At 34.0% G+C, this 14832-nt stretch carries 6 protein-coding genes; all 6 read left to right on the forward strand.

What is annotated here, in order from left to right:
• Window positions 1-6 precede the first annotated feature (6 nt).
• The 6 genes from HGP29_RS11930 (at window position 7) to HGP29_RS11955 (ending at window position 14727) form a co-directional block, all read left to right on the forward strand.
• Window positions 7-2412, forward strand: a complete 2406-nt coding sequence (locus HGP29_RS11930) for a PEGA domain-containing protein (protein ID WP_168882634.1) — start codon at window positions 7-9, stop codon at window positions 2410-2412.
• A gap of 20 nt (window positions 2413-2432) precedes the next feature.
• Window positions 2433-4658 carry a formylglycine-generating enzyme family protein gene (locus HGP29_RS11935; RefSeq protein ID WP_168882635.1) on the forward strand — a complete coding sequence of 742 codons (2226 nt, stop codon included), beginning with the start codon at window positions 2433-2435 and terminating at the stop codon, window positions 4656-4658.
• A 92-nt stretch (window positions 4659-4750) separates the two neighbouring features.
• Window positions 4751-6691 carry an SUMF1/EgtB/PvdO family nonheme iron enzyme gene (locus tag HGP29_RS11940; RefSeq protein ID WP_168882636.1) on the forward strand — a complete coding sequence of 647 codons (1941 nt, stop codon included), beginning with the start codon at window positions 4751-4753 and terminating at the stop codon, window positions 6689-6691.
• Between the two features lie 258 nt (window positions 6692-6949).
• Complete coding sequence (locus tag HGP29_RS11945; RefSeq protein WP_168882637.1) at window positions 6950-8542, forward strand: flavin monoamine oxidase family protein; 1593 nt, start codon at window positions 6950-6952, stop codon at window positions 8540-8542.
• A complete protein-coding gene (locus tag HGP29_RS11950; protein WP_168882638.1) occupies window positions 8535-9533 on the forward strand; it encodes a beta-ketoacyl-[acyl-carrier-protein] synthase family protein in 999 nt (332 codons plus the stop codon). The genes HGP29_RS11945 and HGP29_RS11950 overlap by 8 nt, the downstream gene beginning before the upstream one ends.
• 7 nt (window positions 9534-9540) lie before the next feature.
• The gene (locus tag HGP29_RS11955; RefSeq protein ID WP_168882639.1) at window positions 9541-14727 is read left to right on the forward strand and encodes an AAA family ATPase; all 5187 of its coding nucleotides are present in this window, start codon (window positions 9541-9543) and stop codon (window positions 14725-14727) included.
• Window positions 14728-14832 lie beyond the last annotated feature (105 nt).

Raw genomic sequence — 14832 nt, forward strand, 5'->3', positions numbered from 1 at the left:
ATTATTATGAATAAGTCATTTTTTAAACTACTCTTATTCCTTTTGGTATTTATGAGTACTGCTTCTTATGCACAAAAACTATCAATTATTGATTTTGAGCATAAGCAAACAGACATGGATGCAAAAGTGAATTTCCCAAGGGAAGACATTAATGGTGATAAATGTGCCATTATTAAAGTTCAAACCGATCGTAAGGACTTGGAGTTTTCTCTAGGTACCAGTATTCAACATGAAGGTGTGGTACAAAAGATCGGAGAAGTTTGGGTATATGTACCTGAAGGCACTAGAATGATCTCTATTGCTTCGCCAGAACTTAACAAAAAAGCCAATTATAATTTTCCAATGTCTATTAAGAAGTCTAACGTATATAGCATTACGTTAGAAGTAGGAGGAAAATTCATTTTTGAGCCAGAAAAGAAGAAATCCAGCTATGTGATTTTCTCTACTAAACCAGAAGGAGCATTGGTATATGTAGACGATCAGTTTGTAGGAACGGCCGAAGAATATGGTGGTGAAATACAGAAATTATATGAAGTCGGAACCTATAAATACAAGATAGAATTAGGTGATGAAACACTAGTTGAAAGTACTTTCAAAATTGTAGAAGGTAAGAATACAAAGATTCATCATGACCTGATTGGAGGTGTTTATGTTACTTCACCTATTGAAGATGGGGCAACAATAAAAGTAGATGGGATGAATACTGGCCAAAAAACACCAGCTTATATTCCAAACATTCCTATTGGTAGAAGGAAAATCCAACTAACTCATAAATGGTATATCCCAGAATCTAGAACAGTAGATGTTGAGGCGTTAAAAAGTGATACATTAAGAGTTTCAATGCGTCCAAATTTTGCTACAATTACTGTTAACTCTGAAGATAGAGGGGGGTATTTATATGTAAATAATAAATTATCTGAAGAAAGAACGTTTAGAGTGAGACCAGGTTTAGTAAAACTGGAACTAAAAAAAGATAAACATAAAACTGCGTATAAAGACATTAATGTTACTGTTGGAGAGAAGAAAATAATTGATTTAAACCCAACTCCGATTACAGGTACTGTACAATTCTCAGTAGTGCCAAGTAACGCAAAAGTATATTTTAATGATGAGTTTTTAGGAAACACTCCTTTCGTTAGAGATGATGTGTTGATTGGTACTTATAGAGTGAAGATTCAGAAAGATAAGTATGCAACGTTAGCTAAAGATATTGTTGTTGAGGAAGGTAAAGTTACAGAGATCAATGATAGATTGTTAGAGTATAATCCTGACCTTGATGCTTGGAATGAAGCTTTGGCACTGAATACTGTAAATGGTTACAATAACTACATCTCTGCTTATCCACAAGGTGATTATGTAGCACAAGCAAGAGAAAGTATATTGGAAGTGGAACGTCAGAAAGTCGCTCAAAAAGATCATGCCGCTTGGGAAAATACAAAAGCGGAAGATACACCTGCAGGTTATAGAAAATACTTAAGAGAATATCCGAATGGGTATCATCAAACAGAAGCGAATTCTCGTTATAAAGAATTGGATAATCAAGCCTATAATGAAGCCATTACAAATGGAGCTTACTCTTATTACTTTAACAATTTTCCTAATGGAATGCATTATCAAGAGTTAAAGGATAAGTATAGTAATGAAAGAATCGATGTAGATTATAATAACATGGTGAAGCATCCTACTATTGCCAATTGTAATGCATTTATTCAGAATTATCCGAATAGCTCTAAGACTTCAACAGCGCATAGATACTTATATGAATTATATAAACAATCAAGTGATGCGTCATATAAGAAAAGAAAATATCAAGATGCCATTGATATGTTGAGTGGATATGCTTCAAAATACCCCAATTCACCATATACCAGTATGGCGTATTCGGAGATTAAACAGATCAAGAAAAGGAAGAATAGAAACAGTTCATTCTTTATGTTGTATTCTTATGATGCTGAAAGTGATTTAGGGATTACAATGGGATCAATCAACCATAATAAGATGGGCTTCTACACAGGTGTAAAGATGAATACAAACATGTTCTCTATCAACAAAATTAAGGAAGACGAACTGGATTCTGAAGGGTATAGAGCGACTGGAGTGGTGAAAGATACGAACCTTTCCATGTCAATGGGATTCACTTTTAATGTGGTTTACCCAGTATGGTTCTATGTAGGAGCAGGTTTTGGCTACTATGGTAAGTACGTTGAGGTAGAAAGCAATAATCCATATGCATACGAGGATGTTTTTTATGCAGAAGATAAAGATAATTCTGGTATGAAAGTATTCCCTGAGGCGGGTGTTTATGGTAGATTATTTAATGCTGTTGTATTAAAGTATGGTATTAAATATCAAGACAAAGGATTGACACATCAATTTGGTGTTGGCTTCCCATTCTGGAGATATTCTTACTAATTTTTATAAAGAAGAAAATAATGAGAAAGTTTATAAAATTTCTTTTTCTCCTAATTTCCTGTGGTTTAATTCAGGCATGTAATAATGTTTCTTTACAGGAATTAGAAGAGCAGAATTTAATTGATACATCTGCTTTAGATGAAAAAGGAGCAGTGAGCCAGGCAACAATTATGCTTCCTGGAGGTGTGCCATTAGAGGTACTTAGAATTAATGGAGGTACTTTTATGATGGGTAATGAAGTGGGGAATGACGATGAAACTCCGCGTCAAGTTACTTTAGATTATTACTATATTTCGAAGTATGAGATTACACAAGAACAGTGGCAAGCTGTTACGGGATCAAACCCAAGTAATACCATCGGCTATAACTATCCTGTAGAGTCAGTTTCTTATTATGATATTCAGAATTTTATTGAATCTCTTAATAGTTATACTGGTGAACAATTTAGATTACCCACTGAAGCAGAATGGGAATATGCCGCTAAAGGAGGTGCAAATACCATGTATTCTGGTAGTGAATTTTATGATGATGTAGGTTGGTTTGTCAATAATTCAAATTCACTACAAGAAGTAGGAACCAAACAACCCAATGCTTATGGTCTTTATGATATGAGTGGTAATGTTTGGGAATGGGTATATGATTGGTATGGGGAATATCCTACATATGAAGAATCTAACCCAACTGGACCATCTTATGGTGAGTACAGAGTGGTAAGAGGTGGTTCTCATAATTCATCTATTGATATTGGAGTAACATTAAGAAATGGTAGTGAGCCAGATGCTTCTTATAATGATGCAGGTTTTAGGTTAGCAGCATCGGATGTTACAGCCAATAATCAAGAGGAAGAAGTAGAAAATGAATCATTGACTATCAACATTGCTGAATATACTACAATGGAAGTGATAAGAATTCCTGGTGGTGAATTCAATATGGGATCTGATTATGGTGATTATAATGAAACGCCGGTACGTAGTGTTAGTGTTTCTGACTTCTACATGGGTAAATACGAGGTGACCCAAGCACAATGGGTTGCTGTAATGGGATACAATCCAAGTACCTACTATGGAGATAATTATCCTGTTGATAATATCTCATGGGAAGAAGCTGTTAATTTCCTTGAAAGAATCAGTAACTATTCTGGTTACATATTTAGGTTACCGACTGAAGCAGAGTGGGAATATGCAGCAAAGGCAAATGAAAACTTCACTTATGCTGGTAGTGATAATATCAATGATGTTGGTTGGGTTGGAAGTAACTCATTTGAGGCTCCAAGTGAAGTAGGTACTAAAAAGAGTAACGCTTTTGGTTTGTATGATATGACTGGTAATATCTCTGAGTGGGTATACGATTGGTATGATACGTATTCATATGATGATACCTATAATCCTTATGGTCCAGCTTATGGTACCTATAAAGTATTAAGAGGAGGGTCTTATTTAACGATTGATGATGCTTCAACAAATACTTACAGAGGGTATATTTTACCAACAGGATCTGTACAAGCATTAGGTTTTAGAGCGGTAAGTTCTACTGTTCAAGAAGATCCTATCTATGAAGAGGAAGAAAATGACTATTCTCAGACTATTTATTTAAATGAAAGTGTGACAATGGAAATTATCAGAATTCCTGGTGGATCATTTAATATGGGTGGAGACTCCAATCATGATAATACTTTCCCAATTCATGAAGTTGCTGTAAACGATTTCTATATGTGTAAATATGAAATAACCCAAGATCAATGGTTTGCGGTTATGGGATATAATACAAGTTCTCATAGAGGTGGGAATTATCCTGTAGAGAGTATTTCATACAATGATATCATCAATTTTATCAATAGGTTAAACGAAATAACTTCTTATTCCTTTAGGTTACCAACAGAGGCAGAGTGGGAATATGCGGCTAATGGAGGTGAAACATATCAATATGCAGGATCAAGTTCAATCAATAGTGTTGCTTGGTCTAATCAAACATCTAATTCTACCCAATATGTAGGTCAGTTAAATCCTAATGGTTATGGATTATATGATATGAGTGGCAATGTAGCTGAAGTCTGTAGTGATTGGTTTGGAAATTATCTTTACGGATATCAGAATAACCCTACTGGTCCAACCTCTGGAACATATAGAGTAATTAGAGGTGGTAGTTTTGCTCACAATTATTCCTATTGTTCTACTAAAGCAAGGTTATCTTTTTACCCTACAAGTAAGTATAACTATGTAGGTTTTAGGTTAGTTGCTGATTATTAATGATATGGGACTCTCTCATTTCTACTGTTCTTGTAAAGCTTAGATTACTTGAATGATAGTCTTGGGAGAGTTTCTTTTTACTTTACTCAATAATGAAACATCTATCTTTACTTTACATTTTTGTTTTTTGGACAACGTATCTAATTGCTCAAAAACCTGAACTTGCTGTGGTCAATTTTCAGGAACTAACACAAGACATGGAGGCGAGAATTAAATCACCTTTGGAGGATCAAAATGGGGAAATATGTGCTATAGTAAAGGTTGTAACTTCTGAGAAAAACTTTGAATTCGAAGGTGATGGAAATGGGATAGTAAAAGTATTACCAAAATCTGGTGAATATTGGGTATATATTCCAGAAGGATCAAAAAGGTTAACAATTAAACACCCCAATTTGGGCATTTTAAGAAATTATATTTACCCGCATAAAATAAAAGAAGCAACAACTTATGAAATGATTTTAAAGTCTGGCAAGGTCAGGGTTATTGTTGAAGAAGAGGAGAAAAAATTCCAACTAGTAACTTTTAATACAGTAAACAGTGGGGCAGATATTTATATCAATAATGAGTATTATGGACAAACACCAAAAGTGATATTATTGGAGTTTGGTAAGTATAACTACTCATTAAAAAGACCATTATACCAACCAATAAGTCAAGAACTTATTATTGATAAAGAGTTTTCTGTTGAACTAGCTCATGAGTTAACCCCCGATTATGGAAGCATTCGTTTAATTACTCCGGCGATAGTAGGAGCTGAAATATATATTGATGATAAACCTACAGGATTAAAAACACCTGGATTGGTTGATTATTTGGAAATTGGAAAACATACAATAACAGTAAGGCACCCAGATTTTCTACCTTTTACCCAAGAGATTGAAATATTAGAACCGAAAGAGTATGATTTATCTATAGATCTTAAACCACACTTTGGTTTTCTTTCATTGAACACATTAAAAGGAGCAACAATTAGAATTAATGGGACAATAATAAAATACGAAAATTATATACCACTTTCCACAGGAAAATATAGAGTGGAGGTGAGTAAGCCATCTTATAAAACAAGTGTAGAAACAATCGCTATAACTAATAGTGATACCACCTTTTTAAATTTACAACCCTCAATAAAGAAAGGTAAATTATTGGTAAATTGTTCGCCTACTTCTAATCAGTCACAATTATATATAGATAATAGATTAATAGGTCACCTCCCTTACGAAGGAGAGATTACAGAGGGAGAACACTTAATAAAAGTACTTCAAGAAGGTTATGGTAGTAAAGAAGAGGTGATTTATATTAATGATAACGAAAAGAAAGTTTTAAATTTAACAATAATAAAAGGAAAATACCTAACTGCTCAAAATACAATTTCTCAAATTGATGTTGCGATACCCGGTAACCTATTTATTGAAATGGTAAAGATTCCAAAAGGAGAATTTATCATGGGTAATAAGAAGGGTGATCCTGATGAGAAAGATGAAAAAAGAGTTGACGTTGAAGAATTTTATATGGGTAAGTTCGAAGTGACGCAGGAACAATGGTGGTCTATTATGGGTAAAAAGCCTTCTTTCTTTAAAGGAGAAAAATTTCCTGTAGAAACTGTCAGTTGGGAGGAGGTACAAAAATTTATTCAAAGACTAAATCAGTTGACGAATAAGAAATTTAGGTTACCCTCTGAGGAAGAATGGGAATATGTAGCAAGAGCACAGCAAAAATTTACCTATAGTGGTGGAATTGACTTAACATCAGTGGGTTGGTATAGAGGCAACTCCAATGGAACTACTCATGAAGTAGGTACAAAGTATAAAAATAGATATGGTATCTATGATATGAATGGGAATGTTTGGGAATGGTGTAGTAATGATTATTTACCTTCTTATGCATATCATGAGATTTCTAATCCTACTCCTGAAAAAGTTCTTAGAGGAGGTGGTTGGAAGGCATCTGAAAATGGGTGTAGAAATACCAATCGCTTTAAAGCAGCATCTACTGTGAAAGCAAATAATATAGGATTTAGGTTAGTCTGTGATTGACCTAAAACTCTTTTCAACTTTATCTCCAACTTGATAGTCGTAGTACTATTGATTTGGAGATTTTTTATTTTTATAATTTTCACTGCAAAATCACCATTTTTTATATAGTAGAATAATCATATTAATAGTAGATGTACTATGTCTTACTACTAAATAAATAATGTATTCTAAATATGAATTCATTTTAAAATTATTCTGTCTTATAAAAATAAAAATATATATTGAGTCAAATTTGCTATGTACTCATAATTTTTTGCTATGAATAACAAACTCTCTATTCTCGATGTTGCTGTAATTGGTGGCGGTGCATCTGGTGTGTATAGTGCTTGGAGACTACAAAATGACGCTCAATTTGCTAATAAATCTATCAGTGTTTTTGAATCAAGTTGTAGAATCGGTGGACGCTTATTATCGGTTACACCTCCGGGTATGCCCAATACAAGATGTGAACTTGGTGGGATGAGATTCCTATCTTCTCAAAAATATGTTGCCTCTTTGGTCGATTATTTAAAATTAGAGACTAAACCTGAAGCGGTATATGAAGATGAAAATATCGCCTACCTTAGAAATATTAGACTAAGATTTAGTGAATTAGTTGATAAAAAATTACTACCCTATAACCTTACTTTTGCTGAGGAAGGAAAAACAAGCGATGAAATTTTAAGCTTCGCATTAGAATCCATTATTCCTGGAGTGACAACCAAGAAAGGGGATGAGTTAAAGGAATTCCTTCAGTCTTACAAGGTAAATGGGAAATATCTATACGAATACGGCTTCTGGAATTTATTGTCATTGTCATTAAGCAACGAAGCAATAGAGTATGTTAAAAAAGCCGGTGGGTACGATTCAACATTCCAAAATTGGAATGCTTATGATACCATAGTTCTAAATTTTGATTTAGCGGCAACAGATAATTCTTACCATCTATTGGTTGATGGTTATGAAAATTTACCGATTACCTTGGTGGATCAGTTTATGGAGAAAGGAGGAGAAGTGAAGATGTTCTATAAACTAGAGAAGCTCAACTTAACTTCTGATGAAGAGGGAGAATTATTCGAGTTAGTATTTGATATAAATGGTTCAAAAGAAACGGTATATGCAAGAAAAACAATTCTAGCGATGCCAAGAAGATCTTTAGAACTTATCGATATTGATCCAAAACTGATGAAAAAGGATGGATCGTTCAAAGAACTGATAGAGTCAGTTTCGCCAATTCCTTTGTTTAAGATGTTTATGTGCTACCCTTACCCATGGTGGGAACAAGTGGGGGTAACGGAAGGTAGATCTGTGACAGACTTACCGATTAGACAAACTTATTATTGGGGAACTGAAGGTAAATTGGATAAAGCCGATCCTAACAATACCAACTCGGTATTAATGGCTACTTATGATGATGGCCAAAGTGTCTTCTTCTGGCAGGGATTAGAAACTCAAAAGAAGAAAGAACATTTTAAGACAGAACAACATGATCATGAGCATGGAGATACTTCTCTTTGGGAAGAGCATAAATCAAATCCATTAATGGTGAAGTACATGCACCAACAGATTCAAGAAATGCATGGAGTAAAATATGCTCCAGCTCCTTATGCTGCTGCATTTAAAGATTGGAGTGAAGACCCCTTCGGTGGTGGAGTAAACTTCTGGAATATTGGAGAGAAAAGCTGGGAAATCATTCCAAAAATCTGTAAACCAGTGGATAATGTAGATTTATTTATCTGTGGTGAAGCCTACTCAAATGGGCAAGGTTGGGTTGAAGGAGCTTTCGAAACAGCTGAAATTGTTCTTCAACAGCATTTTAAACTTTCAGCACCCTCTTGGGTTAATAGCAAAGAGGAGGTTGAAAGTGAGTAAGGATTTAAAAGTGAGGATAACAGGCAAAGGTTGTAGTTATCCTGCTAGAATTAGGTATAATGACGACCCTATTTTTAAAGGCATCCAAGACGATGGTTTATTTAGAGGGTATAAAGAACGCAGAGTACTAGGCTTGAATGAAAGTATTTCTGAATATATGACTGCTGCATCGTTTAAAGCTATAAGCGATGCAGGAGTTCCTGTTGATGAAATTGATTTATTAATCGGGTATGGAAGTATCTCGGAGTACAGTACTCCTAATATTTTGGCCAAGTGTCATTATGAATTAGGTTTAAGCTCTACATGTTCGATTATTCCATTAAACGATGAATTCAACCAGCTGAATACTGCCCTTCATTTGGTGAAAAGCTTAATCGAAACAGGGAGTGTAAATACAGCTTTGATTTGCCTTGGGTCCAATTGGACAAAGCATGTTGATTATAAAAGTAGTGCAAGTATTAGTGCGTCTGATGCTGCTGCTGCTCTAATTGTAACAAAATCAGAGGACACCAATTGTTTTTATATCGAAGATTATGGAGTAAGTGTAGACTCCAGTGATTATTCATGTATGTCTAACTCCCCCGATGTAGAGGGTAAAATGGAGGAGGACCCATCACAACCAATTCTTGAAAATACAAATACATTTTCTTCCCCATATTTTCACCTTACAGAACAAGGAGTTAATGTATTTAAGCAGTTTGGTATGAATGAACCTGTTAAAGTGTCGAAGGAAATTTTAGAAAGAAATAATGTGTCTAATACAGACGTTACTTTAATTTCACACCAAGCCTCATCTGTTCTTATGGACTTCTGGGGAGAGGAAATTCAACCAAATCAATATATAAATACCATAGCAAACTTTGCCAACATGACATTGGTGACAGTCGCATTCAATTTTGCTTTGCATTATGATACGATTGAATCTGATCATCTACTCTTACTTTGTGTTGGTTTAGAGCAAAAAACTTCAGTTATTTTATTGAAAAAATAGGACTAGCATGTTAGAAAATATCGGTACAATAAATGATGAACTAAGAAGGCTACAAGAAACAACAAACTATAAAGTTTGTATCTCTAAAGCACATCAGTTACACAAGATTGTAAAGTCTAAGAAGTATCAGGCTTACATGAAGTATGAAACAGAGGTTTTAGAAAATCTTTCTTTAATTGATCAATCTAAATCTGATAAGGAACAAATCGTTTATAAATTTGGTATCCTGTCTAGATTCGCTGAGATTGATTATAAGTCTCTCTCTTTACTCGAGAAAATAGACCTTTCAATTAAGCTCTTAAAGAGAGTAAAAAAACTCCACGAATCTGGCTTAATTCACTATAATATTTCCAGACAGAATATCTGTGTTACTGAAAATAGAGACGTTGAATTAATCGGTTATGAACTAAGTGCTGAAGATGGTTCTAGCCCGAAACTTCAGACACTTGTTATCTTAGAAGATGATAACTGGAATTATATCGCTCCTGAGCAAACAGGGCGTATCAATACTTATTTAAACGCAAAATCTGATCAATATAATATTGGGGTATGTTTATTTGAGTTATTCACTAATAACTTACCCTTCAGAGGTAAAGATAAATTAGAGTTAATTCACTCACATATTGCCTATTCGCCACCTCCTGTACATAAATTGCACCCGGACCTTCCTCCATTCTTGTCGGAAGTGATTGGTAAGTTATTAGCAAAGTCTTCTAATGAAAGATACAATAACTTTGAAGCGGTAATTAAAGACTTTGAAAGGTTAAGAGATTTCTGTTTTGGTAGAAACCTTAAACTTCCTCAATATGCAGGTATCGATGATATCGAGATCACTTTAAAGATTCCGAATAAATTATACGGAAGAACAAACGAAAGTGAAATCTTTGTTGATGCCTATAATTCCATAAAGAATGAAGGACTTTCTGTTTTAGCGTTAACAGGTGTATCCGGTGTGGGTAAAACAGCCTTTATTAAAGAAGGAATTAATAAAATTCTAGATGAGAAGCTGATTACGGTAGCGGGTAAGTTTGACCAATACCAACGTAACGTACCTTATCTAGGGATCATTCAGATTCTAAAGAATTTAAGTAGTCAGCTTTTATTAAAGTCTTCGAGTGATATTGAAGCATTAAAAGAATTGATCGCTAAAAACATTGGTACCAATGGTAAAATCTTAACAGAACTAGCTGAGGAATTAAAGTTTATCGTTGATGATAAATATGAGTTAGCAGAGTTAGGAGCTAAGGAATCAATGAAAAGATTTACCTATACGGTTTCTCAGTTCTTTAAAGCGATTATCTCTCAACACCCGATTATCTTATTCGTCGACGATATCCAATGGGCAGACCTATCTTCTGTCAACCTTCTGAAGGCATTGGTTGCTGATCTAAAAGATGAGCGCCTATTATTGGTATTTGCCAGTAGAGTGGAGGAAAGTGAGATTTTCCAATCTATTAAAGAGGATATCAATAAAGTAAAACCATTAATCAATATCGAATTGGAGCCGCTTGGCAAAGAGATGATTATTGAAATGGTCAGAGATATACTTCCTAAATCTCCAAGTATAGAGGTACAACGATTAAGTGAAATTATCCAGAGAAACACAGAAGGTAACCCTTATTATATTCATGAATTTATCAATGAATTAATCTCTGCAAAAGATAATTTCAATTATCATAAAGATACAGGTAAGTGGGTGATTAATTTTGCTAAGATTGAAGAAAGTATGGCCACTGAAAATGTTGCTGAAATCAGTCTAAAAAAGAAAGATCTACTTTCAAGCGAAATTAATGATAAGTTAGCCATTGCTTCTTTATTGGGTAACCGATTTGATGCCGTTGTTTTATCCAATCTTATTGGTAAAGACCCTAAGGAAGTCATCGATCAGTTAAAGAAATCAGTAAAGATGAACATTGTAGTTCCCCTTTCTGATAACTATAAATATTACGATAGTGAGTCTACTGAAAAAATTGAATATCAATTTATTCATGATAGAATTAGCCAGACTTACTATAATCACTTTAGTGAAGAAGAGAAGAAGAATTGGCACTTGAAAATTGCTTATTCTTTACTTGAAAACATCAATATTACTGATCCGAAAGTAAGGTTAAAAGCAGTAAACCATGCAAATATTTGTATTGACGAAATTAAGGAGAAAGAAAATGCTCTTGATTTTGCTCAACATAACTATGAAGCGGCTTTACTAGCGATTGAAAATGCGGCCTATGACGAAGCCAAAAACTTCTTGGAGTTTGGTTTACAATATGTAGGCGAGGAGATCAATAAGGAAAACAAATTAATTTGGTTAAATATCAAATTGAAATTGGCTCAGTGTTATTATGCAAGTGCTAATTACGATGAGTGTATGACGATAGTGAATTCATGTCTAGAGTATGGTACAGACCGTACATATTTACATGAAGCAGTATTAATTAAGGTACACTTATATGTGGTATTAGGTAAATACTCAGAAGCTATTGATCTGATTAGTGCCTCACTGAGAAAAAGTAAAATACGATTTAAAAAGCATCCGAAACAATTGGATGTCATGATGGGAGTCATGAAATCGAAGATGAAGTTAAAGTCTTATTCTTTGGAGAAATTACAAAAGATGAAAGACTTAACGGATGAGAGTAAATTAGAGCAGTTACAACTATTGAGTGAGTGTTTCTTCCCTGCCTATATTTCAAGACCATTGTTGTTCCCGATACTAATTTTCAAGGTATTGGAACTAAGTATGAAATATGGAAACTCTCCAGTATCAGCGTTTGGTTACTCTTGTTACTCATTACTGAATTCAGGAATTGGTGATTTCGACGATGCCAGAATGTATGGTGAATTTACTATTGAACTTGAAGAAAAGTACAATTACAAACCATTAAATTGTTCTATTGAGCAGAACTTGGTGGCTTCATATTACCCTATTTTCAAAGGGTATAATGAATCTATTGAAAAAGCTGGAAAAGCCATCCTATTGGGAAATGAGTCGGGTGATACCTTATTTACAGGTTTATTAAACTTACATCGATCAGCACAATTGTTCTTTGGTGGTAAGAATTTGAACTATGTAAAAAAAGAGGTTCAGAAAAGTATTGAAGTATCAAGTTTAAGTAATGAAACAAGATCTCCACTTTTACAGGCGATCTTAAAGCTTTCGAATACATTATTACAAGAGACGCAAGATGAAAATGCGTTGATGTCTTGGGAAGAAATTCAAGATCATTACAAAGAGATCAACAGTATGGGTGACCTTTGTAATACTTATTTATTCGAAGCGATTGAATGTATACTTTCTGGAGATATTGAATTCGCAGTAACGTTATTAGATAAGATCAAAGCTTCAGAAGATGCCTTAATGGGTGTGTTCTATCAAAATGAGTTTATCTTCTATTATTCAGTTGCTCACTTATTAAATCCTAAAAGTAATAAGAAGGCACTTTCAAGTATCAAAGGGTATAAAAAGAGGTTAAGTAAATTAGCTGCTATTAACCCTGAAAACTTCCAGGCCAAATTCTTATTAATTGATACCTTACTGAAGAAATATCATTTGAAGCAAAATGAACTTCATCTATTGGATCAAGTACTAGAGTATAGTAAGGAAAAAGATGATTACTTAATCACTGCGATTTGTTCTAGAGTAATATTCGAAGCGTATGAATCGTATGGAAATCATTCTTTAGCGGGCTATTATAAAAAGTATTCAGTTCAAGCCTTTGAGAAATGGGGTGTTAAGAAAGGAAATCATTTATTTGAAGATCACCTGAACTCAAGTGAAGATGAAAGCATAAATGCGACAAGTAATCAAAATGAGGATTTTGATATTAAGAGTATTCTGAAAGCTTCAAATATGATCTTTGCTGAACTTTCTGTGGATAAACTTGTTCCTTCCATTCTAAAAGTAGCTATTGAAAATGCTGGAGCAAATAATGGTTTATTTATTACTAGTGTTGATAACGAACTATACCTTAAAGCCAGAAGTTCAAGTCGTACTCATAAGAGTATTGAAGCCGTTAACTACCCAATTTCTTCTATCAAAAACGAAATACCTGCATTAATTATCAATAAGGTCATTGAAACAAGAGACCATCTGATTTTACAGAATGCCAGTCAAGATTTCGAATTCGGAAGAAGTAGTTATGTGACGACAAACAATACGAAGTCAGTATTATGTTATCCTATCGTTTCTAATAATGAAGTAAAGAGTATTATCTATCTGGAAAATAGCTTGGTAGAAGGTGCTTTTAGTGAAATTCATTTAGAAATTATCAAGATACTTTCATCTCAAATTCGAATTTCTTTAGAAAATGCCCACTTATACCAAACAATGGAGAAAAAGGTGGACATGAGAACAGAGGAGATCCGTAGACAGAGTGAAATTATTAAGAAAAGGAATTCTGATATCACCGATAGTATTCGCTATGCTAAGAAGATCCAGCGTTCACTTTTACCGACACATGATAAGATGGAGTCATTATTAAGTGGACAGTTCTTTGTGTTGTATAAACCAAAGGATATTATTGCTGGAGATTTCTACTGGGTAGATAAAAAAGGTGATGAGGTCATTTTTGCTGCAGCAGATTGTACAGGTCATGGTGTTCCTGGTGCAATGGTAAGTGTGGTATGTAGTAATGCATTAAACAGAGCAACAAAAGAATATTTACTTTCTAAGCCTTCAGATATTCTTAATAAAGTTAGAGGTCTTGTGATTGAAAACTTCAACACAAGTACTTATGACGATGTAAAAGATGGTATGGACATCGCTTTATGTAATTTAAATAGGAAAGAAATGAAACTGAACTATTCTGGAGCACATAATGAGTTGATCATCGTTAGACAAAAACTTTTCAATACAGAAGGTGTCAATTTTGTTTTTGAAGATGATGATAAAGGGCTATTCCACATTAAGGCAGATAGACAATCTATTGGCTTATCGAATAAACCAAAACCTTTTACCAACCATACTGTAGATCTTATGCCAAATGATATGATCTATGTTTTCTCTGATGGTTTTGCCGATCAATTTGGTGGTCCACAGAATCGTAAGTTTTTGATTAAAGCTTTTAGAAAACTATTATTTGATATCAGTCAGGAAAGTCTACAAGACCAACATGATGTCTTAAATTACAGATTCGAAGAATGGAAAGGACACAATAATCAGATTGATGATGTATGTGTTATGGCCGTTAGAATATAATTAAATAGATCGCTTTCTGATCTAAAAATATCCGTCTCTTGTTCACCAAATAGTAAACTATTGGAGAAGAAGAGACGGATTTATTGTTTCTAAACGAATCTATTC

The sequence above is a fragment of the Flammeovirga agarivorans genome (assembly GCF_012641475.1).
GTDB classification, from domain to species: domain Bacteria; phylum Bacteroidota; class Bacteroidia; order Cytophagales; family Flammeovirgaceae; genus Flammeovirga; species Flammeovirga agarivorans.